The 26305-nt window shown below is 58.6% G+C and carries 19 protein-coding genes, 1 tRNA gene and 1 rRNA gene; 7 read left to right on the plus strand and 14 right to left on the minus strand.

From position 1 onward, the window contains the following. Positions 1-19: 19 nt before the first annotated feature. Positions 20-2287 (plus strand): glycogen/starch/alpha-glucan phosphorylase, encoded by a 2268-nt coding sequence (locus ACTQWD_RS05240; protein ID WP_441559436.1) that lies wholly within the window; start codon positions 20-22, stop codon positions 2285-2287. Positions 2288-2661: 374 nt separating this feature from the next. Here the strand turns inward: ACTQWD_RS05240 and ACTQWD_RS05245 are convergent, their stop codons facing one another. The 5 genes from ACTQWD_RS05245 to ACTQWD_RS05265 all read right to left on the minus strand — a co-directional run bounded on the left by ACTQWD_RS05245 (position 2662) and on the right by ACTQWD_RS05265 (position 8023). Further along, positions 2662-3861 carry an ABC transporter ATP-binding protein gene (locus ACTQWD_RS05245; protein ID WP_441559437.1) on the minus strand — a complete coding sequence of 400 codons (1200 nt, stop codon included), beginning with the start codon at positions 3859-3861 and terminating at the stop codon, positions 2662-2664. Positions 3862-3929: 68 nt separating this feature from the next. Then, entirely contained in the window at positions 3930-4769 is an 840-nt protein-coding gene (locus tag ACTQWD_RS05250; protein WP_154515140.1) for a carbohydrate ABC transporter permease, read from the minus strand. Continuing rightward, complete coding sequence (locus tag ACTQWD_RS05255) at positions 4769-5623, minus strand: carbohydrate ABC transporter permease (protein WP_152073297.1); 855 nt, start codon at positions 5621-5623, stop codon at positions 4769-4771. Before ACTQWD_RS05255 ends, ACTQWD_RS05250 begins: the two co-directional genes overlap by 1 nt. Before the next feature lie 87 nt (positions 5624-5710). Beyond that, positions 5711-7027 (minus strand): ABC transporter substrate-binding protein, encoded by a 1317-nt coding sequence (locus ACTQWD_RS05260; protein ID WP_427795333.1) that lies wholly within the window; start codon positions 7025-7027, stop codon positions 5711-5713. Between the two features lie 276 nt (positions 7028-7303). After that, positions 7304-8023: a GntR family transcriptional regulator gene (locus ACTQWD_RS05265; protein ID WP_441559438.1), complete on the minus strand. Its 720-nt coding sequence runs from the start codon at positions 8021-8023 to the stop codon at positions 7304-7306. A 224-nt stretch (positions 8024-8247) separates the two neighbouring features. Between ACTQWD_RS05265 and ACTQWD_RS05270 the strand changes: the two genes are divergently transcribed. From ACTQWD_RS05270 to ACTQWD_RS05285, 4 genes are all read left to right on the plus strand, one after another. Then, positions 8248-10701, plus strand: a complete 2454-nt coding sequence (locus ACTQWD_RS05270) for a PTS transporter subunit EIIC (protein ID WP_441559439.1) — start codon at positions 8248-8250, stop codon at positions 10699-10701. A 128-nt stretch (positions 10702-10829) separates the two neighbouring features. After that, entirely contained in the window at positions 10830-11843 is a 1014-nt protein-coding gene (locus ACTQWD_RS05275; protein ID WP_441559440.1) for a polyprenyl synthetase family protein, read from the plus strand. A gap of 138 nt (positions 11844-11981) precedes the next feature. Beyond that, entirely contained in the window at positions 11982-12887 is a 906-nt protein-coding gene (locus ACTQWD_RS05280; RefSeq protein ID WP_195838517.1) for a peptidoglycan-binding domain-containing protein, read from the plus strand. 38 nt (positions 12888-12925) lie between these two features. Then, positions 12926-13000, plus strand: a tRNA-Gln gene (locus ACTQWD_RS05285). A 518-nt stretch (positions 13001-13518) separates the two neighbouring features. On the opposite strand, the gene ACTQWD_RS05290 is transcribed toward ACTQWD_RS05285, so the two are convergent. Next, positions 13519-15705: a hypothetical protein gene (locus ACTQWD_RS05290; RefSeq protein WP_441559441.1), complete on the minus strand. Its 2187-nt coding sequence runs from the start codon at positions 15703-15705 to the stop codon at positions 13519-13521. A 184-nt stretch (positions 15706-15889) separates the two neighbouring features. Then, entirely contained in the window at positions 15890-17779 is a 1890-nt protein-coding gene (locus ACTQWD_RS05295) for a carbon starvation CstA family protein (RefSeq protein WP_427794386.1), read from the minus strand. A gap of 594 nt (positions 17780-18373) precedes the next feature. On the opposite strand from ACTQWD_RS05295, the gene ACTQWD_RS05300 reads away from it, so the two are divergent. Both ACTQWD_RS05300 and ACTQWD_RS05305 read left to right on the plus strand, forming a co-directional pair. Then, entirely contained in the window at positions 18374-18649 is a 276-nt protein-coding gene (locus ACTQWD_RS05300) for a type II toxin-antitoxin system Phd/YefM family antitoxin (RefSeq protein WP_152077364.1), read from the plus strand. After that, positions 18633-18947, plus strand: coding sequence for a type II toxin-antitoxin system RelE/ParE family toxin (locus ACTQWD_RS05305; protein WP_154515154.1), 315 nt, complete (start codon positions 18633-18635; stop codon positions 18945-18947). The genes ACTQWD_RS05300 and ACTQWD_RS05305 overlap by 17 nt, the downstream gene beginning before the upstream one ends. A gap of 271 nt (positions 18948-19218) precedes the next feature. Here ACTQWD_RS05305 and tsaD read toward each other — a convergent pair whose 3' ends face one another. The 7 genes from tsaD to rrf all read right to left on the minus strand — a co-directional run. After that, positions 19219-21603, minus strand: coding sequence for a tRNA (adenosine(37)-N6)-threonylcarbamoyltransferase complex transferase subunit TsaD (gene tsaD / locus ACTQWD_RS05310; protein WP_441559442.1), 2385 nt, complete (start codon positions 21601-21603; stop codon positions 19219-19221). Continuing rightward, entirely contained in the window at positions 21590-22096 is a 507-nt protein-coding gene (tsaE, locus tag ACTQWD_RS05315) for a tRNA (adenosine(37)-N6)-threonylcarbamoyltransferase complex ATPase subunit type 1 TsaE (RefSeq protein WP_427794389.1), read from the minus strand. Before tsaE ends, tsaD begins: the two co-directional genes overlap by 14 nt. A gap of 12 nt (positions 22097-22108) precedes the next feature. Continuing rightward, positions 22109-22729, minus strand: a complete 621-nt coding sequence (locus tag ACTQWD_RS05320; protein ID WP_441559443.1) for a uracil-DNA glycosylase — start codon at positions 22727-22729, stop codon at positions 22109-22111. A gap of 8 nt (positions 22730-22737) precedes the next feature. After that, positions 22738-23883 (minus strand): alanine racemase, encoded by a 1146-nt coding sequence (gene alr, locus ACTQWD_RS05325; RefSeq protein ID WP_154515162.1) that lies wholly within the window; start codon positions 23881-23883, stop codon positions 22738-22740. Positions 23884-23885: 2 nt separating this feature from the next. Next, a complete protein-coding gene (locus tag ACTQWD_RS05330) occupies positions 23886-25502 on the minus strand; it encodes an NAD(P)H-hydrate dehydratase (protein ID WP_441559444.1) in 1617 nt (538 codons plus the stop codon). Then, positions 25503-26042, minus strand: coding sequence for a holo-ACP synthase (acpS, locus tag ACTQWD_RS05335; RefSeq protein WP_441055366.1), 540 nt, complete (start codon positions 26040-26042; stop codon positions 25503-25505). A gap of 173 nt (positions 26043-26215) precedes the next feature. Next, positions 26216-26305, minus strand: a 5S ribosomal RNA gene (gene rrf / locus ACTQWD_RS05340); the annotation flags it as partial.

The raw sequence follows: 26305 nt of genomic DNA on the forward strand, positions 1-26305 counted from the left end.
ACTCACCACAGGAGGAAACATGCCCCGTATCAATCTCGCAGAACTCGCCGAGCAGTCCTTTGACACCTCGCTCGAGCAGCTCGATGACCGTCGTATTTATAAGCTGCTGGTCAAGCTCGTGCAGAAGCGCTCTGCCGCCTGTCCACTCAACAACGGCAAGAAAAAGCTCTACTACATCTCTGCCGAGTTTTTGATCGGCAAGCTGCTCATCAACAATATGATCGACCTCGGCATCTATGACGAGGTTAAGGACCAGCTCGTCGCCGCCGGCCACGACCTCAACAAGATCGAGGAGTTTGAGGTCGAGCCTTCACTCGGCAACGGCGGCCTGGGCCGCCTGGCCGCATGCTTCCTGGATTCCATTGCCACGCTGGGCCTTACCGGCGACGGCGTGGGCCTCAACTACCATTACGGCCTGTTCCGCCAGCGCTTTGCCGACAACCAGCAGAAGGCCGTCCCTGACGAGTGGCTCGGCGAGCAGGACATCCTGATCGATGACGACCGCTCCTACACCATCGAGTTTGGTGATTTTGCCGTCACCTCCAAGCTCGTCAACATCGATGTGCCCGGTTATGGCCAGCCCACCAAGAACCGCCTGCGCCTGTTTGACCTGGCAAGTGTCGACGAGGGCCTGGTCCCCGGCAGCTCCATCGACTTCGACAAGACCAAGATCGCCAAGAACCTCACCCTGTTCCTCTATCCGGATGATTCCGATGAGCAGGGCCGCCTGCTTCGCATCTACCAGGAGTACTTCATGGTGAGCAATGCCGCCCAGCTCCTGATCGACGAGGCCGTAGAACGCGGCAGCAACCTGCACGATCTGGCCGACTACGCCGTGGTCCAGATCAACGATACGCACCCCACCATGGTCATTCCCGAGCTCATCCGGCTGCTCACCACCGAGCACGACATCGAGTTTGACGAAGCCGTTACCATCGTGCGATCCATGGTCGCCTACACCAACCACACGATCCTTGCCGAGGCGCTCGAGAAATGGCCGCTCACCAGCCTGCAGAAGGTCTCCCCTGCCATCGCCGACATCATCGTCAAGCTCGATGAGATTGCCAAGGCCGAGCATGGCGACCCGCGCGTCGCCATCATCGACGAGTACGGCACCGTCCACATGGCCCACATGGACATTCACTTTGGCTTCTCCATCAATGGCGTCGCCGCACTCCACACCAAGATCCTGGAGGACACCGAGCTTCGCCCGTTCTACGAGATCTATCCCGAAAAGTTCTCCAACAAGACCAACGGCATCACCTTCCGCCGCTGGATCCAGGGAGCCAACCCCGCACTTGCCAGCCTGCTCGACGATGTAATCGGTACCGATTGGCGCAGCACCGGCGACCTGAGCAAGCTCGCCGAATTCGCCGACGACAAGGACGTTCTTGAGCGCCTGGCCGCCACCAAGGCCGAGGCCAAGGCCATCATGCGCCAGTTCATGGCGCTCGAGCAGGGCGTGACCATTCCCTCCAACGCGATCATCGATGTTCAGGTCAAGCGTATCCACGAGTACAAGCGCCAGCAGATGCTCGCGCTCTACATCATCTGGAAGTACCTCGACATCAAGAACGGCAATAGACCTAAGCACCCCGTCACCATCATCTTTGGCGGCAAGGCGGCACCTGCCTACACTATCGCCCAGGACATCATCCATCTGATCCTGACGTTGTCGCAGTGGATCGCAAACGATCCCGACGTGGCTCCCTACCTGCAAGTCGTCATGATCGAGAACTATAACGTCACCGCTGCCGAGCGCGTGATTCCCGCCGCCGACATCTCCGAGCAGATCAGCCTGGCCTCCAAGGAGGCGAGCGGCACCTCCAACATGAAGTTCATGCTCAACGGTGCTTTGACCCTGTGCACGCTCGACGGCGCTAATGTCGAGATCGCCGAACTCGTGGGCGACGAGAACATCTACACCTTTGGCGCCTCGTCCAAACAGATCGAGCAGCTCTACGCCGACGGCAGCTATAACGCCGGCGTGCTCTACCGCAAGCCCGGTATTAAGCTGCTGGTGGACTTTATTACCAACCCCGCTTTTATGGCGACCGGCAACGCCGAGCGTCTGCAACGTCTGCACGACGACATCAAGGACAAGGACTGGTTTATGTCCCTGCTCGACATTGAGGAGTACATCCAGACTAAGGAGCGCGTGCTGGCAGACTACGAGGACCGGGACGCTTGGATGCGCAAGGCGCTGATCAACATCGCCAACGCCGGCACTTTCTCGTCCGACCGCACGATCTCCCAGTACAACGACGAGATCTGGCACCTGAGCTAATTTCGCTTCCATTACCCATCCTTTTGAAAGCGGAGTCGCGGCAACGCGGCTCCGCTTTTTGTGCCCTCGTGTTACCCGCGACCTGCCTCGACCAAAAAATCTCGGCCTGTAACATCTAGCCGGCAAAATTGGGTCAACCTGTTACAGAATGAGACAAACAGAATTGTTCCGGGAAACCGTCTCAATCTGTAACATCTAGGCCCAATTTGGCCCTCCTCCTGTTACAGATCGAGACAAACGACCGGCCAGACAGCCCCAGCACAAAGAAAGGCTCCCCTCTCGCTCAGCGGACGAGAGGGGAGCCTTATATGTGACTACGGCAAAAGGATGGCAAAACCGAAGTCGCCCAAAAGGAGGGCCTGATTGAATCGGGTCTAGATAAGGTTCTTGCCAGAGACCTTATCGAAAAGGTGGGTCGCATTCTTCTCGAACTTGAACCAGATGGGGTCACCGGCCTTGAGCGAACCCCTGGCCTCGAGGTCGACGACAGGGATGATCAGGACAAACTGGCCGTCGGGAGACGTCACATGAACGTGCTCGGTCGAACCCATGAGCTCGGTGACCTCGATGGTGCCCCGAAGCGCACCCTCCTCGCCCTTGTCGGCAAGCAGAATCTGCTCGGGACGCACGCCGGCCGTGATCTCCTTCATATCCCCGCCGTCCCAGTTAAGCGCAAGCTGAGCGCAGGTCTCGGGGGCCAGTGCGACATTCATGTCGTCGGTCTTGACGGTAAAGCCCTCGCCCAAGCGCACCAGCTGGGCATCGAAGAAGTTCATCTGCGGCACGCCGATGAAGCCGGCGACAAAGATGTTCGCGGGATGGTTGAAGACCTCCTGCGGCGTGGCGATCTGCTGAACAACGCCGTCCTTCATGACCACGATGCGGTCGCCGAGGGTCATAGCCTCGGTCTGGTCGTGGGTAACATAGATGAATGTGCCTTTGATCTCGTGGCGAAGTTTAATGAGCTCGGCACGCATCTGGTTACGAAGCTTGGCGTCCAGGTTGGACAGCGGCTCGTCCATCAGGAATACCTTGGGGTCACGCACGATGGCGCGGCCGATGGCGACGCGCTGACGCTGGCCGCCCGAAAGCGCCTTAGGCTTACGGTCGAGGTACTCGGTGATACCCAAAATCTCGGCAGCGGAGCGAACCTTGCGGTCAATCTCGTCTTTGGGGACCTTCTTGAGCTCAAGCGTAAACGCCATGTTCTCGTACACCGTCATATTAGGGTACAGAGCATAGCTCTGGAACACCATGGCAATGTCACGGTCCTTGGGTGCCACGTCGTTGACGCGCTTGCCGTCGATGAGCACGTCGCCCGAGGTAATGTCCTCCAAGCCGGCAACCATGCGCATCGTCGTGGACTTACCGCAACCAGAGGGACCAACGAGGACGATAAACTCCTGGTCGTGAACAGTGAGGTTGAAGTCCTCTACAGCGAGCACGCCATCCTCGGTAACCTTGAGGTTGTGCTTCTTCTCCTCGGTCTTCTTCTTTTTGCCAAAGAAGCCCTTCTTTTTGGACTCGTTGTTGGGATACACCTTCTGAACATGTTTGAGAACGATCTCGGCCATGTCTCTACCTTTCGATACGCGGCGCCACGCTGAGGGGCGCCGCAGAAACTTGCAAAACAGTTACGGCATCAGCCCTTGACGGCACCTGCCACCACGCCGTCGATGATGTACTTCTGGCAGAGGATGTACATGAGGACGATGGGGACAACGACCATCATGATGCAGGCCATCATGGGGCCGAGCTCGACGTGACCGTAGCCGCCGCGGAAGTACTGGATCAAGATAGGAATGGTCTTGTACTTGGTGGAGTCGAGGGTGAGGTAGGGCAGCAGATAGTCGTTCCAGACCCACATGGTCTCGAGAATGCCGACCGAAAGATAGGTGGGCTTCATGATGGGAAGGACGATCTTAAAGAACACCTGGACCGGGTTGCAGCCATCGATCATGGCCGCCTCCTCGATCTCGAGCGGGATGTTCTTTACAAAACCGGCGAACATAAAGACCGCCAGGCCCGCGCCAAAGCCAAGGTAAATAAAGCAGATGTTGAACGGCGTGTTGAAGCCGATGCGGTCCGCCAAATTGGACAGCGTGAACATGAGCATCTGGAACGGTACGACCATCGAGAACACGAACAGGTAATAGAAGAAGTTCGAGATCTTGCTGTTGACGCGCACCACATACCAAGCGCACATGGAGCAGCACACCAAGATCAGCACGACCGACGTGACCGTGATGATGAGCGAGTACATAAACGCCGAGGCAAAGCCCTGCTCGTTAAGGGCGTGCACGTAGTTTGCAAGGCCGTTGAACGTCTCGGGCGTGAGCAGATCGAATGCCGTGGTGGTGCTGATTGCGGTCCCTTTCTTAAAGGAATTGAGCGCAATCATGAACACGGGGTAAATCCATGCGAGCGACAGGATCGTAAAGAAAATCGAGAGCGCACGGTTGATAGCCTTATCGCGTTTCATTACTGCTGCACCTCCTTGGACCTCGTGGCCTTAAGCTGGATCATGGAGATTGCTACGACCAGGATGCAGAAGATAACCGCCTTGGCCTGACCGATGCCCTGCCATGCGATGCCAGCACGCGAATAGAACGTGTTGTAGATGTTCAGGGCGAGCATCTCGGTGGAGTGCGCCGGGGCGCCACCGGTAAGGGCGAGGTTCTGGTCGAACAGCTTAAAGCCGTTGGTGATGGACAGGAACAGGCAGATGGTGATCGTCGGCATCAGGTTGGGGATCTTAACCTTCCAAAACGTCTGCCATGCCGTAGCGCCGTCGACCTTGGCGGCCTCGATGTAGTCTGACGGAATGGACTGCAGACCGGCGATGTAGATGATCATCATGTAGCCGACCTGCTGCCACAGGGTCAGGATGATAAGGCCCCAGAAGCCAGCAGCAGAGTTAAGGGCGATAAGGTCGGCACCGATGTTGGAGAGCAGGCAGTTGATCAGAATCTGCCAAATGTAGCCCAGCACGATGCCGCCGATCAGGTTAGGCATGAAGAAGATCGTACGGAAGATGTTGGTGCCCTTGAGTGCCTTGCGGGTGAGCGCCTGCGCGATGGCGAGGGCGATCACGTTGATGAGCACCGTCGACAGGAAAGCAAACGCCACCGTAAAGAAGAACGACGTGGCAAACTGCGGATCGGACAGTGCGCGCACGTAGTTCTCGATACCGACGAAGTGCGTGTTGTTAATGGTAATAAACTGGCAGAACGAGAGATAGAAACCCTGGATAAAGGGGATCACGAACCCGATCATAAACGCCAGGCACGTGGGCAGCATAAAGAGCGGCCACCAGCGCTTGAGTGCTTTGCCCATAGAAGGGTCCTTTCAATATGCAGGGGGCGGGCAAACCGACGTCTGCCCGCCCCCTGTCGCTAATCAGATAGCTTGGGCAGCAACTGCTTACTCGGAAGCAGCCTTCTCGGTCTTCCAGCCATCGACGAAGGCGTTCTTGACGCCGTCCCACTTGGTGTTATCGGCAGCATAGGCAATCAGAGCCTGCTTGAGGTTCTTCTTCCACTCCTCAGAGGGGATGTAAACGAAGTCCCAAGCGACGGTCTTCTTGCCGTCCTTAGCCATGGCAACAGCCTGCTGCGAGAAGACGTTGGTGGTGTCCTTGGCGCTCTTGAACGGGGCAGTCAGACCCATCTTGTCAGCGATGATGCTGGTGGCAGTGTCAGAAGTGACGCACCAATACATGAAGTCCTCGGTAGCCTTCTGGGCATCCTCGGAAGCCTGGGAGCTCACGCACCAGTAGTTCTCGCCGCCGGAGCACAGGCCCTGGTTCTCCTCGCCGTCGACACCGATGTAGATGGGCATCATGCCAATCTGATCGTCGGTCATACCGGCCTTGATGAGGTCGGCGTAGGCCCAAGAGCCGTTCTGATAGAAGACGGCCTTGCCGGTTGCGAACTCGTTGGTGGCGTCGTCGCCGGTCTTGGAGGCAAGCTGCGAAGGATCGCAGGTGGAGTCGGTGATGTACAGGTCGAAGATCTGCTTAAAGTTGTCGAGATACTCGCCCTTAATCTCGTCATCCTCCTGGTTGTGCTCCTTCTCGAACTCGTAGTAGAGCGGGAGGTTGGCGAGGTGGGTGGTGTAGCGCCAGCTGGAGGAGTCATCCATGCCGGCGGAAGTGAAGGCACCGTCAACGCCAAGCTCGTCCTTGCGGGCCTGAATGTCATCGGCGCAAGCCTTCAGCTTGTCGAAGGAGTTGATGTCCTCCGCCTTGTAGCCAGCCTTCTCGAGGAGCTCCTTGTTGTAAATGATGCCGTAGCTCTCCTGGACCCAGTCGATACCTAGATCCTTGCCGTCGGACTGCAGAGCCAGGGAGTCGTCGACGAGCTCACCGCGGACCTTGGTATCGGACAGGTCGGCGCAGTAGTCCTTCCAGTTCTTAAGACCGGTGGGGCCGTTGACCTGGAACAGGGTCGGAGCGGAGCTCTTGGACATCTCGGACTTGAGCTTCTCCTCGTAGGTGTTGGAGGCGGCGGTCACGATCTTGACCTCGACGCCCTTCTCCTCCTTGTACGCCTTAGCGATCTCCTTCCACTCCTTGTCGACCTCGGGCTTGAATTGAAGGAAGTAGACCTCGGCAGCGTCACCAGAAGCAGAGGAGCCGGAGCCGGCGGAGCCACCGCAGCCCACGAGACCCAGGCCAAAGACTGTGGCCGCGGAGCCAGCGAAGCCCAGGAACTGCCTTCTGCTCATTTCGTTCTTCATTACAATCCACCCTTTCACACCGTGGCGGCACCCTTTGCCGCCGCCTTCGGAGATTGGTTCGGGGACTTTGCCCCTTTTTCTGATTTGTACAATACGCTATTTGGCTAGTTGTTTGAACAAGTATTGTTAGAGCGGTAGAAAAACTTCGGTGAACGGTTCCTGATACATTCGTACTTGACAAATATTGTCTAAACAATTAAAGCGCCCCGTGCGGCCGATATCCCATCGACTGCACGGGGCGCTTCATATCGAAACGCAAGCTTATGCGTCTGTTACCTATCGCTTGGAATTGATGCGGTAATGGAAGATCTCGGGGTGTGTGCGAGCATGCGTCACCTCAAACAAGATGCCGTCCGAGGTGTACGACTGACTCTCCATGACGGCAACGCAGTTGTATTTGCCGAGGTCAAGATAGCTGCAGTCCTCATCGTTGGCAAGCTCGACGCTCACTGTACGGCGACTCGCCATCACCTTGACGCCGCGTTTGTGCTCCAGATAGTCGTAAATTGACTTTGCGGCGATCTCGGGCGTCAGGCCCTTGGCGATTGACTCCAAAAAGTAACCATGGTCTACTTGGCGCGCATTGCCGTTAAGGCTTCGGACACGCACCACGCGAATCAGCTCCTCGCCCACCTTAAAGCCCAGGCGACGAGAGAGCTGCTCGGTGCAGACCAGATGTTCAAAGGACTTAACGTCCGTCGATGCAACGGCATTGTTGCGCTTTGCAAATTCGCCAAACGACTCGACTTCCTCGAGCGCGCCCAGCATGTCGGTTTCGCCCTTGAGCCAAATAACGCGTACGCCCTTGCCGTGTATGGGCTGCACAAACATCTCGTCGGCCAGCATGCTCAAGGCGCGGCGGACGGTATTGCGCGTGCAGTCGAACTCTGCGGTCAGCTCGGCTTCGGTTGGCAGCATCTCCTGAAACGCATAGGTCCCGTTAATGATGCGCGAACGGATCTCGCGGTAGATTCCTTCGTAAATCGCTTTTGGCATGGCTTCACCTCTAATGAATATGTATGGCTAGGCACGATAGCAGTTCTTGGGGCTGTTTAAACCGTCTATCGGCAAAGCACGGATTATTTACCGTCGACGGTTCCCCCGGCACCCAAATCGGACCGAATCAAAACCGTCAATGCGGCAGGCAGCCAGTCCTCTACAATGAGTTCATTGTTTAAACGTTCTTGCTCGCACAGCATGTTGCATCCGGAAGGCATATTATGCTGCAGAAAATCCAACGCTTTGGCGGGGCAATGTTCGCGCCCGCCATGCTGTTTTCCATATCGGGCCTTATGGTCGGCGTCTCCGCCCTCGCAACGTCTGCGGACATCGTCGGCAACCTCGCCGTATACGGAACCCCTTGGTATATTTTTTGGGCTATCATCCAGCGCGGCTCGTGGACGGTCTTTAAACGCCTCCCACTGCTTTTTGCCGTAGCGCTGCCCATCGGCCTTGCCCAAAAGCAACCGGCGCGCTGCTGCCTCGAGGCACTCGTGGCCTATTTTGCCTATTGCTTCTTTTTGAGCGAGATCATTAAGCTGAGCGGCGACAACCTTGGACTTAAGTACCCGTCGTCTTTGACCTCCGCCAGCGGCATCACCGTCATCGACGGCATCAAGACGCTCGACACCGGCATTATCGGCCCGCTGGCGGTATCGGCCACCGTCGTCGCCATCCATGACCGCTTCTACGATGCCAAGGTTCCCGATTGGCTCGGTACTTTCTCGGGCTCCTCGTTGGTCTACCTCATTAGCTTTTTTGCCGTATCCGCCCTTGCCGCTATCTCGGCCGCCATCGTGCCCATCGTATACGCAATGACCGAAACACTGCGCCATGCACTTACGGGCGTCGGTCCCTTCGGCGTGGGCGCCTTTGTGTTTTTAGAGCGAGCACTCGAGCCCGTGGGGCTGCATCACCTGCTCTACATGCCAATCTACTACGACAATTTGGTTATTACCGATGGCATCTACGCCACGTGGACCAACTTGCTTCCCATCCTCTCGCACAGCACGCGCCCCCTCAACGAGCTAGCGCCCTGGGCTGGTTTCACCGCCACCGGTTGGGTCAAGCTCTTTGGTCTTCCCGCCATCGCCGTAGCGTTCTACACCACGGCCAAGCCCGAACGCCGTGCCAGCCTCAAGACCATCCTTCTGCCCGCCATCGTCGCCTCGATGGTCTGCGGCGTCACCGAGCCGCTCGAGTTTCTCTTTATGTTCACCTATCCCGGACTCTTTTTGCTCTACGCCGTCCTATCCTCCTGCCTTGCCATGGCCATGAACTTCTTTGGCGTCGTCGGCATCTTCTCGGGTGGCCTTATGGAGATGGCTGCCTTCAACTTTATCCCGCTCATGCGGACGCATGCCGGCTCCTACCTTTTGGCACTCGGAATCGGACTCGTCTTTAGCGTCATCTTCTTTCTGAGCTTTCGAGGTCTTATCCTGACCTTTGACCTTAAAACCCCGGGACGCGAGGACTACATTGCCAGCAACACGGCACTCTCGCGCTTGACGGGAAACGACGTTGCCGAAAAGCGCTTATCCGAAGCCGGCGCTTCCGACTGCCAGGCATCACAAGATCGTCTGCTCGCCGAGCAGGTTGTGGCGCTTCTGGGCGGCGTCTCCAACATTGTGGGCGCAACCAACTGCGCCACGCGGCTGCGCGTCGAAGTCGCGGACCCTTCTATCGTCGCGGACAACGCAACCTTTGTCGCAGCGGGCGCCAAAGGCCTCATCGTCACCGGCAAGACCGCCCAGGTAATCATCGGCGTCTCGGTCCCCCGCGTCAAAGAGCACTTTGATCAGATTATGGGACTCGAACCGGATTTTGCATTTGCCACCCCGCTTTCTCATGCCGCCGATGACGCCAAAAAGCATGGCAATATCTGCTTCTTCGACATCGACGGTACGCTTGCCTGGCAAGATCCCAAACTTGCCCAAGAGCTCCCCGAGGGCGAGCGAGACCTTTCCCCCTATCCCAACGAAACGGTTGCACAGGCAATTCGCACGTTTGTCGCCAACGGCAACAGAGCCTTTATCTGCACGGGGCGCACCCTCAGCTGCATCCATCCCAAGCTGCTCGAGCTGCCGTGGGCGGGCATCGTATGTCTCGCGGGCGGCTACGCCGAACTCGAGGGACGCATCGTACGAAATGCGGCCATAAACCCCGGTCTGCTACAGCGCCTTGCCCCCTATCTCGAACAATCGGGTGAGGTCATTCGCTTTGAGGGTATCGACCGCGTCGTACGCATGAGCGCAGATGCCCCCGAGACGTACGGATACGCGCGCACCGTGGGCGACGCCGTCACGCAACTCAAGCACTACAACGCTTATAAAATTCTTATGTCCACACCGCTCGCCAACCGCATCGCCCAAGATGAAGAGCTTGGGCCTCTGCTCTGCCTCAACGAGCTCGAACTCGAGGTCACGGAAATCTCGCCTCGCGAGTGCACCAAACGGGCCGGAATCAAGGCCGTGCTTGACGCCCTGGGGCCAGATCACGGCACTGTGTACGGCATCGGCGACGCAAGCAACGACATCGCCCTCATGGAGGCGGTCGATGTTGGCGTCGCCATGGGCAACGCGCCGGACTTCCTCAAGGAAAAGGCCGACTACGTCACCGACAGCTTCGACCACGACGGCGTCGTCACCGCGCTCGAGCACTTTGGACTTATCTAGCCGCGCCTCTTGCCGCATTTGCGACAACATGGCTCAATCGTCTTCAACTGCCGCGCTCGATGCCCTAATGTGGCAATATGTTGTCTGCATAACGCAACGATGCAACCTAAGAAAGAATGCGAGAACCCGTGTCCAGTCCGTTTACCAGCTTTTTAGCCCAGCATTTTGACCAGATTAACGACTATCTGGCCACGTTCTTTGACGGACAGGCGACCTCTGCCGATATCGAGCGCTACCTGTATGGCCCGCTCTCGGCATTTACGGCCAATGCCGGCAAGCGCCACCGCCCGCTCATCTGCATGCTCGCCGCCACCGCGGTAGGCGGCAGCTTTGAGAGCGCCCGAAGCGCGGCGGCGGCCATCGAGCACTTTCAGTCGGGAGCGCTTATCCATGACGACATCGCCGACAACGGCCAGCTGCGCCGCGGCAAGCCCTGTATGCACCTTACCGAGGGTACGGGACTTGCCATCAACTGCGGCGACCTAGCGCTCACCATGGTTACCAAGACGGTTCTCGACGACCCCACGCTCGAGGCAGACGTGAAGCTCCGCGTGCTCCACGAGCTCACCGAGATGATCGTTCGCACCATCGAGGGTCAGGCGCTCGACCTGGGCTGGGTCCGCGATGGGCGCTTTGACATCTCGGTCGACGATTATCTGGACATGGCGACGCACAAGACCGCGTACTACAGCGGAGCCACGCCACTTGCCGCCGGAGCCATTATCGGTGGCGGCAGCGAAGACCAGATTGAGGCGCTGCGTACCTTTGGCCTGCACACGGGCCTTGCCTTTCAGATCCAAGATGATCTGCTCAACCTTATTGGCGCCAAGGAGGCCGCCAACAAGGACTTCCGCACCGATATCACAGAGGGCAAGCGCACGCTCGTCGCCGTGCATGCCCTGTCAGACGAGCGTTATCACGACGAAGTCGAGGCAATCCTTTCCTCGGGCACCGAGGACCCCGCGCAACTCGCACGCGCCGTGGAGATCTTCCAGCAGACCGGCTCTGTCGATTTCGCCCACACTTACGCACTCAACCTGACTGCCAAGGCCAAGGCCGCTATCGAAGGTGTCGAGCTCGACCCGCATGCACGCGAGCTGTTCGACTCCATGGCAGATTTCTTTGTGGAGCGCCTTAACTAGCGGGGGTTATAAAACCTGTCAGCAGCGCATTTGGGTACAACTTGCTACACTGTTGAGTGCATGTTTATGCAACCCTTTGCGTTGTCTATCCGACACACGCTCAAATAGTACGAATGGTACGCCGAAAGGGGTTCGTTCATGGAACCTATCACAACGGGCATGCAGGGAGCAGCCGTCGAGGACGTCCAGTCCCGCCTTCTGCAGCTCGGCTATACAATCGATGACGCCGAGGTCGCCGATAAGCGCTTTGGCACCACCACCGAGCAGGCTGTTGGCACCTTTAGGCTCGACAGCGGCCTTGCCGCTGGCTACGCCGTCGATATCCCCTGTTGGAGCGCCCTGGTAGACGCCTCGTATAAGCTGGGCGACCGCACGCTTTATCTGCGCATGCCCAATTTCCATGGTGCCGACGTTCGGGCCCTGCAGAGGGCACTCAACGTTTTGGGTTTTGCCTGCGGTGAGGACGACGGCTACTTTGGCCCGCACACCGAGGCGGCCTTGCAGCAGTTCCAAGAAAATGTCGGCCTGTTTGCCGACGGCATGGCATTCCAGGATACCTACGCCTATATCAACCGTCTGCATCACGTGTGGGAGGGCAAACCCTCGGTTACCGAGGCCGAGTCGCGCATCGGCTTTGCCCGCGCCGCCAACGTGCTCGAGCGCTTCCAGATTGCCGTTATCGGTGAGGACCCCATCGCACGCAGCGTTGCATCGCGCATGTGGAACATCGCCACGGCGACGACCGACAACAGCGGCATGATGCTTTGCGATTCCGAGGTTCCGACCGACGTGGACCTGGTACTCGAGATCGCAAGCGATGAGCTGCCCGCAGATGCAGCGCCGCGCGCCACGATCGCCCTTGCCGAATGTCACAACCTGGCGCAGCGCATCCGCACTGCCAATATCGCCGCGCAACAAAAGCCCGCGCGCATCCGCATTGAGCTCACGGGCATGACGCGCTACAACGGAACCTTCACCGCAAGCGATGCACAGACACTCGCCGTACGCCTGCTCGATGGCGTTTGCGATGCCCTCGCAGATTAGGTAAACTAGACAAGCTGCTTTTGGGCAGCACCACACATTGGGACGTAGTTCAACGGTAGAACTCCGGTTTTTGGTGCCGGCTGTTGGGGGTTCGAATCCCTCCGTCCCAGCCAAGGTAACTGAGCGCCCCGGGCTTTCATCAGCCCGGGGCGCTTTCTTGTGGGCATGCGGAGGGATTCGAACCCGCAAGGGTGCGGAGCTGAGGAAACGCGAAGCGTTTTCCAGCGCAGCACGCAAGGAGCGGAGCGACGCAGCGGGGCGCGGCCGCCGGCAGGCGGACGCGGAATCCCTCTGTCCCATATCAACAACGGGCTCTCCGTATCTCAACCGGCACTTGGGGACGTTCCCAAAGTGCCGGCACTAAAGGAACGCCACCAAGTACCGGCTCATCCACCCTCAAAAGACAGACGCCCCAAGCCCGAAAGGACCAAGAGCGCCTTACATCTAGAAAATATCAGCCCCGTTCCAAAAAGCGAGCCGTCATCTACAAAATGGCGCGTGGCCCCGGCGGGCCGGGCATTAAGTTTGTCGCGAGTTCCGCACGCAAAGAAGGCCACTTAATGTGGCCTTCTTCTTGCGCAGAACTGTAGAGCAGCAAACTTAATGCCCGGCCCGCCGGGGCCACGCGTCCCTAATTGTTCAGCATGCGGTCGAAGCTTCTCGAGTCGCCATCCCGATAGTCGGCGGTCATCAGAATCTCCTGCGGAATGCGACCTCCCTCGCGCAGCACATTGCGGAACTGCACGCGCGTGACCATAGGCAGATCCTTGATCGTCGCCGCCAGATTCTGCGGCACACCCTGATTGGCAGCCGCAGGCTCGCACTCGCCGCCAGCTTTCACGCGACGCTTGTGCTCGGCGAGCATGGCACGATACATGCCGGCATGCAAGCGAATCTCAACCACATTGGCATTGCGGGCCTGCTCGACGATGCGCGCACCCTCTCGGTCGATATCGCCCACGTAGTAGACATAGTTAAAGCGATAGCCGATCTCGGCCAGATAATCATCCAGTGCGTGCGAGACGCTCGCCTTGCAGCCACCGCCAAAGATCACGCCACCCACCTTGGTGCCAAAAAGCTTAGCGTGCTTGCGGCCGCGCAAGAGCTTGACGATCTCGTCATAGGTGTCTAGGTTCTCGACCATAATGAACGGCTTGTCGGCGCCCAGCGTAAAGAAACCCGTAAAGTGCACGGGGCGGTTGGGGGCGACCTTAATCGCCTGCATGCTGATGCCCTTTTCGGTCATACGCCGAATCAAGCGCTCGCCGTGCTTGCCGTCAAAGGCCTTCTCATCGTTAAAAATCTGGTAGGCGCGCTGGCGACGCGAGGCAACCGGCGTATCGGCACCGCGGTTCTGCTCAATCCATGCCTGGATAATCGCAATCTCCTCCGCGATTTTGCGATTGGACATTTCGTTGTGCTGAGCGCGCTGCGGCGTCTTTTTACCGTCCTTGCCTTCAACCCTTACAATCTGGGTCTGCTGCTCCTTAATCTTGGAGAGCGCCGTAGGCGTGGGGACAACCTTGAGCAGCTGCCTGCCCAGCACGTGGGCCAGGGCAAATGCCGAAACCTCGCCGTGGACAGTCGGCTCAGACCGCTGGGCAGCATTATCGGCCGCGGCAGGCTCAGCCTGTGCACGGGGCTTACGCTTGGAATCTGCCCGGGTGTTGCGTTCCTGCTTGGGCGCGGACGAGTGCTTTTGCGGACGATCAGACTTAGTCTCCTTCGCCGGCTGGCGCTTGACCTGATCCTCCGGAGTCTCGACCTTCTCATCTCTGATTTGTGTCGTTGCCTTCTCGGCCGCGGCCTCGGCATTTGAGCCACGACCGCCGCGGTGACGACGACGGGGCTTGCTTGAGGCGCTCTCCCCCGCCTGCTTATCAGCGGACTGTTGAGCTTTGGCCTCGGTGTCAGTCGCAGGCTGCGACTCGGAAGGTTGCTGCTCGCGAGCCGCCGGCTCAACGGTTTTCTCGGTTTGTTCGGCCTTCTCGGCCTGAGCGGTCGAAGCCGGATTGCCCTTCTCCTGACGCTTTACGGGGTACGCGCGACCTGCAAAGCCGCGACCGGGACGACACGAACTCGGAGCCCTCTTGGCAGACTCCTCAGCATCGTCTGTAACCTCGGAAGGCTCTTCAACCTCATGCGCGACATCCTGCTGCGCAGCCTTAAAGTGAGCACCACGACGACGCTTGGGCTCTTGGGCCTCCACGGGCTTTTGCTCCTTCGCAGGCTTCTGCGACTCGGCAGCAACCTCGGTCTCAACAGTCTCGGTATCGAGCTCGTCCTTTTGAGCCACGGCGCGACGGAAGCGCTCCTGCTGGGCACGGCGCTGCGCATCGCGTTTACCGCCCCCGCCAAAACCGCCGCGGCCCGCCTTGGCCGTAAAGGCGCGAACGACGCTCTCGTCAAGCAGCTCATCGGTGTCGACGTTCTCGCGCGGAGCCGTTTCCACCGCAGCAGGCGCCTCGACAACGTCCTCGACGGCCTCTTCGGCAGCCTCGGCAGGCTGCTCCTGGACATCGCGAATCTCGGCATTAATGGTATAGAACGCTGGGCGCCCGTTAATGCCGCTGCCCTCGATCTTGGTAACGATCTTTGCCGCGATAAGCTCATCGCGCATCGCCTTGGTGTCACATTCCTTATCGACGGAACGGAAAATCTGTGCCAGCGCGCTCGACTTGATCTTGAGCGCCTTGCGGCAGAGCAGGTCGTAGGCAACCAGCTTGGCACGCTCGGCAGAAAGCGACGTCTGGCTGCTCAGACGCTCAGCCAGGGCATCGACGTTGTTTTGGTTATCGGAATATACCGTCTTGGCCACGGGGCCCCTTTCATATGTACACATATACGTCTATATGGTACAACGCACGCCCCTATCCACGCAAAACATCTGCGAGAACACCCGGGCACACTAGCTTTTGCAAGGAAAAAAAGGCCGAGCCCGCGCAGTTGCGGACCCGGCCTTTCCGAGTCATATAGATGTGACGTTCAATCCCTTAGGTCGATTAGGCCTTGGCGGCCTCGGCGCCTGCGGGAGCCTCGGCAGCAGCAGCGCGACCATACTCGGCCTTGCCCATCTCGGACCACTCGGGCTCCTCGTCGGGCATGGAACCGGCCTCCTTGCCGAAGAGTTCCTTGAGGCAGTTGACGGCAACGATGAGGCCCAGGACCATCAGCAGGACGGCAAAGACGAGCTGCAGGCCCTTGGTGGCGGCGACGGAGACTGCGGCCGTAGTGGCGGTAGCCGGGATGGTACCGAAGAAGCCGTAGGCCTGGACGGCGGTCATGCAGCCCATAGCACTCTGGACCAGCGAGGTGAAGGTGCAGCAGAGCAGGAAGGCGACGGGCACGTAGAGCATCCAGCCCTTGCGACCGGTGCACTTGCAGAACACGGCAAGGGTGATCATGGTCATACCGCCGAGCAGCTGGTTGGAAGCACCAAAGAGCGGCCAGATGTTGGCATAGCCGCCAAAGGCGAGGGCGAGGCCGGGGAGCAGAGTGACAACCGTGGCGAACCAGGGGTTGCCGAGGACCTTCATGTAACCGGCCTTGGACTCGATGGCCAGGGCGTCGTTGGTCTGGGCAAAGAACTCGGAGAACGAGGTGCGGGCGATGCGGGCGACGGCGTCGAGCGAGGTCAGGGCCAGAGCGGAGACGTTCATGGTCATAAAGACGGTAGCAAGCGTGCCGTCAACGCCGAAGGCCTGCATACCGCGAGAAATGCCAGCAGCGAAGATCTGGAACGGGGTGGAAGCGACGCCGGCGTTGAGGGCGCCGGTACCGGCAGTGTTCATGTCGGAGAACATGATGCCGGCGACGATGATGGCGAGGATGCCGACAAAGGACTCGACGATCATGGCGCCAAAACCAACCTTGACGGCGTCCTGCTCCTTCTCGACCTGCTTGGAAGAGGTGCCCGAAGAAACGAGGCTGTGGAAACCGGAGAGAGCGCCGCAGGCAACGGAGACAAACAGGACCGGGAACATCATGCCCGAGGCATTGCTAAAGCCGGTGAAAACCGGAGCGGTGATGGTGGCCTGGCCGTTAACGCCCAGGACGACGATGCCGAGGACAGCACAGACAATCATGACGATCATCATGATGGAAGTGAGGTAGTCGCGAGGGGTCTTGAGCATCTGGATGGGCATGGCACCGGCAAAGACCAGGTAGACCATGACGACGGCGAACCACTGGAACTTGTCCAGGTAAACCGGGAACTGCATACCGACGGCGAACATGAGGACCATGAGCACCACGCCGGTGACGAACTCGGCAGCGCCGGTGAGGTTGAACTTCTTCTGAGCCCAACCAAAGGCCATGGCGACGAAGGTGAACAGGATGGAGATGGTACCAGCGCAGCCAGCGGCATAGGACTTGGTGAAGTCGATGGCACCGGTGGCAGCGCCAGAGGCGTCAACGACCGGGGTGAACATGAACGTCTTGCAGACCATGTCGGTAAAAGCGGCGATGACGATGATGCAGAACAGCCAGCAGAACAGCAGGAACAGGCGACGGCCGGTCTTGCCGATGTACTTCTCGATGAGCTGAGCCAAGGACTTGCCGTTGTTCTTCATCGAAGCGTACAGGGCGCCAAAGTCGTGAACGGCGCCAAAGAAGATGCCGCCGACGAGGACCCAGAGCACGACGGGCAGCCAGCCGAAGGCCATGGCGACGATCGTACCCGTAACAGGGCCAGCACCGCAGATCGAGCTGAACTGATGCGAGAACGCGGTGAAGGCTGAGACGGGCGAGAAGCTCTTGCCGTCCTTCATGCGCTTGGCAGGCGTGAGGGCCTCTTTATCAACGCCCCACTTGTTAGCCAGCCAGCGGCCGTAGCCCAGATAGCCGCAGGCGAGCACCGCCGCGGCCACAACCATGAGCAAAACTCCGTTCATTACATTTCCTCCTCTAAAAAGAACTTCCTAGACATAAAAAATGAGGGCCGTCGGTTGCGCTCGACGGCCCTCATCTTCATCAGCCGCCCGTTATCGTACGGGCTAGCTGTATGCGCTAACCCGCATCAGATAATTACTACGCTGATAATGTTTAGCTGATGCGTGAACATGTCTAAGAAATCCTCTTCAATCATGATGCGAACAATCCGTGCGTGTTCACATCCCCCAGTGGATGAAAAGGAGTATGAAACTTTAGTTGCCTAAAGTCAACGCAAATATGTAATGGATTTTCAACTTTATTTGAATTTCTCGGTATAAAACGTCACTGACCTCGGACTTTACCCCACGACAGTTTTTGCTTGAGAGATGCTCCTCGGGGGCGGGGCGGGCGCCTGCCGCCATATATGAACTTTCCTGCTCGGGCAGTCCTGCTCACGACGGAGGCCACATTAAGTGGCCTCCTGTTCGTGCGGAACTCGCGATAAAGTTCATATATGGCGGCAGGCGCCCGCCCCGCCCCCGAGGAGTTCCCATCCCAAATCTCAACTCTGTTATCATAATTACGATAATATCCTGATAGCTCAGGAGGTAGCTGTGAATATTAGGCCAGTCTCAGATCTTAGAAATCACTACCCGGATGTTGAACGCGAAGTCGAACAGGAGGGTCCGGTTTTTCTAACTAAAAACGGGCGGGGCTCTATGGTCGTCATGAGCTTTGAGCAGTACAAGTCACTGAGCAATACAATCGAGAGCGCACTTGATGCCGCTGATCGTCAGGCTGCCAGCATGCAACTTCGCTATACACACGACGATGTCTTTGGCTCTGTCAGAAAAATGCTCGACGGCGGTCTCGATGAACAGGCACTATAAGCTCCGCTATCTTCCCCTATTTTGGGAGGACCTCAGCCAAGCAGCGTCATATATCGCCTTTGATCTCAATAACCCCGCTGCAGCAAATAGGCTTGTCGACAATGTTGAAGCAGGCATACTCGAGCATCTCAAGAATCCAACCATGTCACCAACATACCCTTCGACAAGAAGACGGTTGCACCCGTATTACCGCTTCTACGTTGGCAACTACATGGTTTTTTATGTCGTCATCGACGACGTCATGGAAGTCCGCCGACTGCTATATAAAAGCCGAGATATTGAGTCGATTATCAGGTAGGTTTCTTTCAGCTAAAGCACGCCGGAAATTTGACGCTGACCTGTTAACCTTGCCGGACGTTGTCGACGCCGATCCGGCTCAGTAGCTGCATCGATACAGAAAGGTCCCCGACGCTGCCCGGGCGCCAGCGGCCGCATATGAACTTTATCGCGAGTTCCGCACGAACAGGAGGCCACTTAATGTGGCCTCCGTCGTGAGCAGGACTGTAGAGCAGGAAAGTTCATATGCGGCCGCTGGCGCCCGGGCAGCGTCGGGGACCGCACCCATACGACTACAGCGTCATGTTTGGATCGGCGTCGACGTCGAACGGCGAGATTTCACCTCGGTCGAATTTGCGGCGAGCGACCTCCGCAATCATGGCGGCGTTGTCAGTACAGGCCGAGAGAGGCGGCACCGTTACACGAATCCCCTGACGCCCGAGTTTCTTAATCATCATCTCGCGCAGATGCGGGTTGGCCGAGACGCCGCCGCCGATGCAATACTCCTTGCACCCGGTGGCGTGCAGGGCGTTCTTGGCCTTCTTGTACTGCACGTCAAAGACCGCCGCCTCAAACGAGGCCGCAAGGTCGGGCAGGTGAATCGTGCGCCCAGCCTTGGTCTCCTGCTCGATATAGAGCGTCACCGCCGTCTTGAGGCCCGAAAGCGAGAATCGATAGTCTCCCCTGCTGTTAAGCGCACGGGGAAAATCGATCGCGCGGGGATTGCCCGTCTCGGCGAGCTTGGAGATGATGGGGCCGCCGGGATAGCCCAGGCCCAGCGCCTTGGCAACCTTGTCGAAGGCTTCGCCCACGGCGTCGTCCAGCGTCTCGCCAAGCACCTCGTAGTCGCCCCATGCCTTTACGTGCACGAGCATGGTGTGCCCACCCGAGACAAGCGTAAAGATAAACGGCGGCTTAAGGTCGGGCTGCGCCAGCAGGTTGGCGAACAGGTGGCCCTCCAGATGATTGACGCACACGAGCGGTTTACCGGCAGCATACGCAAAGCCCTTGGCAAAGGCGACGCCCACCACCAGGGCACCCACCAGGCCCGGGCCTTGCGTCACACCCACGGCGGCAAGCTCACTTGGCGCAATCGCTCCACCCTCAAGGCCAAGCGATACCGCGGCATCTTCAAGCGCCGCATCTACGACACTTACAATCACCTCGACATGCTTGCGCGAGGCGATCTCGGGCACCACGCCGCCAAAGCGCGCATGAAAATCAATCTGCGTCGACACCTGGTTGGCCAGCATATTGCCGTCCGCATCGATAATCGCCACAGCCGTCTCGTCGCAAGAGCTCTCGATGGCAAGAACTAGGCGACGGCGCTCGATTTCGGCACGCTCCTCGGCGGTGCGCTCGGGCTCAGGCAGCGGCCAGACGCGCTGCTCGGCAGCCGTTGGCTCGGGCGAGGCATTGTCGAGAGGAAGCACCAGGGGCAGCGACGCCGTCATGACGATGGCATCCTTGCCGACGCCGTAGTAGCCACGGCGACGACCCGCCTCGGTAAAGCCCAAGGCGCTATAGAGCGCAATCGCACCCTCGTTGCCGTCCTCAACCTCAAGCGAAGCAGTGGTGCAGCCGAGCATCTGGGCGTCATAGCTCACGTGCGACAGCAGCTTGCGGGCGATGCCCTCGCGACGATGAGCAGGATCAACCGCGACGTCCATAATCTGAACGTCACCGTCGACGACCATGCCGCCGGCAAGTCCCAGCAGCTGACCGTCGTCGTGCGCCACCCACCAGCTACGCGGTGCGGCAACGCCCTCGCCCAGCTCGGACAGGAACATGCCCGGCGTCCACGCCTCGTGTCCGGCGCCTTCAAAGCAGGCGGCCTCCAATGCGCTCGCGCCCTCGGCATCCGCCGCGCCCATGGGACGGAACTGCAGATGGCGACCGGCGAGCTCGTCGGCAACACCCGTAATCTCGCTCTGGGCGCTCTCGGCAAGCCCAAGGCGCTTACGCTCATTTTCCTCGGCATCCGAAAGACGCGTGTAGATCGGCAAAACGCGAGCCGGATTACCGTCGCCCGCGGCGTGCGCCATCAGAAGGCCCTCGCCCGAGGGCCACCACAGGTCTCGCTCCACGCAGCGCGCAGTCTCGTCCTCACTCAGCAGCTTGCCATAACGTACGAGACCGTCACCAGTCAGCTTAACCTGGCGCCAGTCCGCAGCCTGGCGCCACTCATCAAGCGCCACGGCGGCTTTGACCACGTGTTCGCGCTCAAACAGACGCTCGGGGCCTTCGTCCCCCAGCACGTACAGAGCCGGATACACCTCGCCACGCATGGCGTCGGCAAGAACACCAAGCTTGCCGCGCACGCCAGCCTTCCACGCCGTCCAGGCGCAAGCGTCAAGTGTCGACACGCCCAGCAACGGCACGTTGGCACCGCGCGCCAGACCCTTAGCGGTCGAGATGCCAATGCGAACGCCCGTAAACGAACCCGGGCCGCGTCCAACCACATAACAGCCGACATCGCCGCGATTCAGCCCGGCCTGCGCCAACACGCCATCGACGGTATTCACAAGTTCCACGTTGGCATGGCGACGACACAGATGGTCCCCGCTCACCAGCTTCGCCTCGCCCGTCTGCTCATCAATCCAGCTTGCCGCGCAGGCAAGCATGTCGGTCGAAGTATCGAGCGCCACTACCAGCGCGTTGTCGTTATGCAAGCTCATCTTGTACAGCCTTATCAATCAAATCGAAAAGCTCCGTCGCGCGCTCGCCGTGCGCCTCGAGCGCGATCGTTCGCACGTCGCTATCGTCCTCATCGCGCCTAAGCGTCACCGAGAGATACTCATCCGTCAGCTCGTCCTGAAACTGCTCGCCCCATTCCAACAGGCAAGCGCCCTCATAGCCGAGCACGTCAAAAATGCCCGTATCCTCGAGCTCGTAGGCATGCTCCAAGCGGTACAGATCAAAATGGAACAGCGGAATACGCCCCTGGTCGTGAACGGCCATGAGCGCGAACGTAGGGCTCGTGACCATATGCTCATCGCCCAAGCCGCGCGAGACGCCCTTGGTAAAGTGGGTCTTTCCCACGCCCAAGCCGCCGGTCAGTATCAGCACATCGCCATTTTCTAGACACGGTGCGACCAGCTCGCCAAAATGCTCCGTATCGGCGGTACGAGCCGTTTTATAGGTACCTAGCCCCAGGCGCTCCAGGGACATATACGCTCCTTATTATTCCGAGGCGCCCTCTGGCGCGGGGTGTCGCACCAGATAGTCGCCCAGCATCTTAAAGTCTTCCTCCAGCAACTCCTGCCACGCCGGATTGCGCAGCGCCGCCGCGGGATGAAACGTCGGCATCACCACAAAGTGCCCCATCTGATGGAACCTGCCGCGCAGCCTGGTAATGCCAATCTCGGTCTTGAGCACAAAGTGCGTTGCGGGATTGCCGAGCGTCACGATGATATCGGGCCAGATGCTTCGAATCTGCTCGCGCAAAAACGGTGAGCAAGCAAGCACTTCCTCGGGACGCGGATTGCGGTTTCCCGGCGGGCGACATTTAAGCACATTGGCGATATAGACATCTTCACGCTTAAGGCCCGCCAGGGACAGAATGCCGTTGAGGTCTTCACCCGCCGCCCCCACAAAGGGCTCGCCCTGTAAATCCTCGTTACGGCCCGGCGCTTCACCAATAAACATCACGCGAGCGCGGGGGTTTCCCACCCCAAACACGATATTGTGGCGCGACTGGTAAAGCTGGCAAAGGTGGCAATCACCCAGGACGGCCTCGATCTCCTCGAGTGCAACTTCGCGCGGCGCCTGATGGCTATGGCCGGGGATGTGCATAACGCCCATAGCGGCTCCTACACGTAGACCTTGTCGAGACGCATGCCAAAGCCGCAGGCGACCTCGTAGTTAATCGTGCCGCGCAGGCGCGCCATCTCATCCATGGTAATCTCGGCATCGCCATCGCGACCGATAATTATCATCTCGTCGCCATGTTCGGCCTCGGGAATCTCGTGAGCCGGGTTGGACTGAATGGCAACCATAAACTGATCCATGCAGATATTACCGACCTGACGCACGCGCTCACCGCGATACAGCACGTCCATACGATTGGAAAGCGTGCGCGAAAGGCCGTCGGCATATCCGATCGGCAGCGTGCAGATCTGAACGCGTGTGCGCGGTACGCGGTAGGTAAAACCGTAGCCTACGCCCTCGCCCATCGCAGGATGCGCCACGCGCGTCACGCGCGCATGAACGCTCATAACGGGATCAAGCTGCATCACGCGGCCGCTCAGCTCGCACGGCTGCATGCCATACAAGCCAACGCCAGCGCGAATCATATCAAAATGCATCGAGGGGTCGAGCATCGAGGACGGCGTGTTGGCACAGTGCACGATACCGCACTCAAAACCCGCATCCTTAATGGCCTGAACGGCCTCGGTAAAACGCTGGCACTGCAGCTTGTAGTCCCAACCCGATGGTTCGTCGGCCGTAGCAAAGTGCGTAAATACGCCGTCGCACTGAATACCGCGATGGAAATTAATACCGCGGACAAAGTCGAGCACCTGCGTGTAGTGAACGCCGATGCGGTTCATACCCGTCTCGATGGCAAGATGATACTTGCCCACCTTGCCCGCCGCGACGGCACATTCACCATACGCAAGAGCAAAATCGGACGTATAGACCGAGGGCATGATATCGAACTCGAGCAATGAAGGAATAGCCTCGATGGGAGGCTCGCTTAGAATCAGGATGGGCTTGGTGATTCCGCCCTGGCGCAACTCAATACCCTCGCTGACCGTCGCCACGGCAAACATGTCGGCACCGGCCGAATACATGATCTTGGCGCACTCGACGGCTCCATGACCATAAGCATCGGCTTTAACCACGCAGCACAGGCGCTGACGCGGATCTAGCAAGTTCTTATAGGCCCTCGTATTGCGGCGGAGCGCCCCGCGGTCGATCTCGACCCAGGACCAACGCGTCAAATCGGCTTTATTCATGATTAGTCATCCGACCCTTCGTCCATGATTCCCAGATCATCGAGCGCATCCTTTGCCGCCAATTCCATGGCGGGACCGATCAAGTCGATAAGATCAGTCGCGATAACGCTCTTCTCGCCATACTCCGTCGCCGCAGCAAAGCCGGCATAGCTGTGGAGTGCGACGGCATACGAGTACAGCAGCTCCCAACGGTCCATCTCGTCACGCATGGTCGCAAGCGTTCCTGCAAGGATACCTGCGAGGACATCACCCGAGCCAGCGGTCGCCAACGACGCTGGGCCCGAAAGCGGCAGCAGCACGCGCTCGACGCCGCAAATGGCCGTCGTCGGGCCCTTAGCGATAACAACGAGATTATCGGAACCGGCAGCCCAGACAATCTTTTGAGCAGCGGCAATAGCAGTGCCAAGATCATTGACCTCGTCGCCGGCAACGAGACGCGAAAGCTCGCGATAATGCGGCGTCATAACGAGCGGCTGCTCGCGACGGTACATCTCGGGATTACTGTCGATGCCGTCGATTGCAATCTTGGCAAGGCAGTTGAGCGCATCTGCATCTAGGATAAGCGGCACATCGAGCTCAAGCAGGCCCGAAACGACTTGCATCGATCCGGCAGACGTCGTCATGCCAGGCCCACACACAACGCAGCTGTACTTCTTAGCAATCTCGCACACTGTCATACGCGCAGCAGCACCAAAAGATCCACGGGAATCAGACGGAATGGCGAAAACGGGAATCGACGGGAGCGCCATACGAATAAGGTTGGCGCACGCATCGGGCGTCGCAACGGCCACATAACCGGCACCAGCACGAGCGGCAGACTTTGCGGCCATGATGGCGGCACCAGGATATTGTGCCGACCCGGCAACGATGAGCGCAGAGCCGCGCGAATACTTATCGATATTCGTGGGCAGCGGGGCAAAGTAGTCCACCAGATCACCGGGCTCAACGATCTCGGCAGCATGATCGACATCATCGATAACTTCGTCGAGGCGGTCGTACAGACCGCCACACACCAGGTCGCCAGCATACTCCGGACCGTCAGCGCTGTAGAGGCCGATCTTAGGGGCAATCATCGTCACGGTACGCTCGGCACGGATGCAGTCGTCATCCACAACGCCCGTCTCGGCATTCAGGCCCGAGGGAACATCGATAGAAACAACGTGATCGGCGCACTCGTTAACCGTAGGAATCCAAATAGAAAACGGCGCACGAAGGTTGCCGTGAAAACCGGTACCAAAAATAGCATCGACCACGACATCCGCTTTGTTAATGAGAACCTCTAGCTCGTCTCGCGAAGGCCCAACGCACACATGAACGTCGCGACCGGCGGTGCGACGGGCAACGTGACGAGCAAGGGCAGCAGGAATCTCATCCGGCTCAACTGGAGAAACGATATCAACATCAACGCCCTTATGGGTCAGGATATCCGCAGCGACCCAACCATCACCGCCATTATTGCCAAAGCCGACCAGCACAAGAACGCGATCAGGGTTGAGCTTTAAAATCTCGTTGGCGGCAAATTCACCTGCCAACTCCATGAGCTCGGCCTTCGAGGTGCCCTCGCGCTCGATGATATCCTCGAGGCGAACGACTTCCTCGGAACTCAAAACCGGTTTCATCTATGCTCCTTGCGTATCTTGCGGATCATCGATCAAATGCTCCGACAAAGCAGATTGTTGCAGCTGTTCAAGCTCATCCAATACAGAACGAGCCTCTTTAAATGTCTGGGCAACGCGCTCCTTGGTGCTCATTTTTTCTTCCTTAGGCTTAGGTCGAGCATCCTCGGTGATCGCAATGGCATTAGCGACAGCCAAGTCACCCGTAAGGGTAATAGAAAGAGCAACCTCGACAACACCCAAATCCTGAGCGATTTCGAGAGCGCGACCAGAAAGCAGAGCCTTTGGCTTGCCGAGCCTATCGCGTGTTACGGAAACGTCCTTACGTCCAACGCCCTGACTAAACCCCGTTCCAAGTGCCTTAAGTACCGCTTCGCGAGAGGCAAAGCGGCTGGCATAATGAGCGGCAGGGCGAGACGACGCATCGCAATACGCACGCTCTTCATCGGTAAACACGCGCCGGGCAAACGACGGCGTCTTCTCAAGGATTGATTTCATTTGGGAAATCTCGACGATATCAACGCCGATACCAGCTTCAGCCATGTTCACCTCCATGCTACACAGACTACGATATTGTAGCCCGTTCAAAGAAGATGCGACAAACGAGGGTTATAAAACACAGCTACTATGTGAGACAAATTGCCTGAGAAACGAAAAAGGGGGAGGCGCGAGGCCTCCCCCTTCTCAGGTCCTTCGACGGCTCGGTGCCGTCCACCGGTCAGCGGCGCCCTGGCCTCCCACGGGCTGGCCCCGCAGTACTCTCGGCGCGATGGGGCTTAGCTTCCGGGTTCGGAACGGGACCGGGC

The organism is Collinsella sp. LCP19S3_B6 (assembly GCF_052121815.1).
Lineage (GTDB): Bacteria > Actinomycetota > Coriobacteriia > Coriobacteriales > Coriobacteriaceae > Collinsella.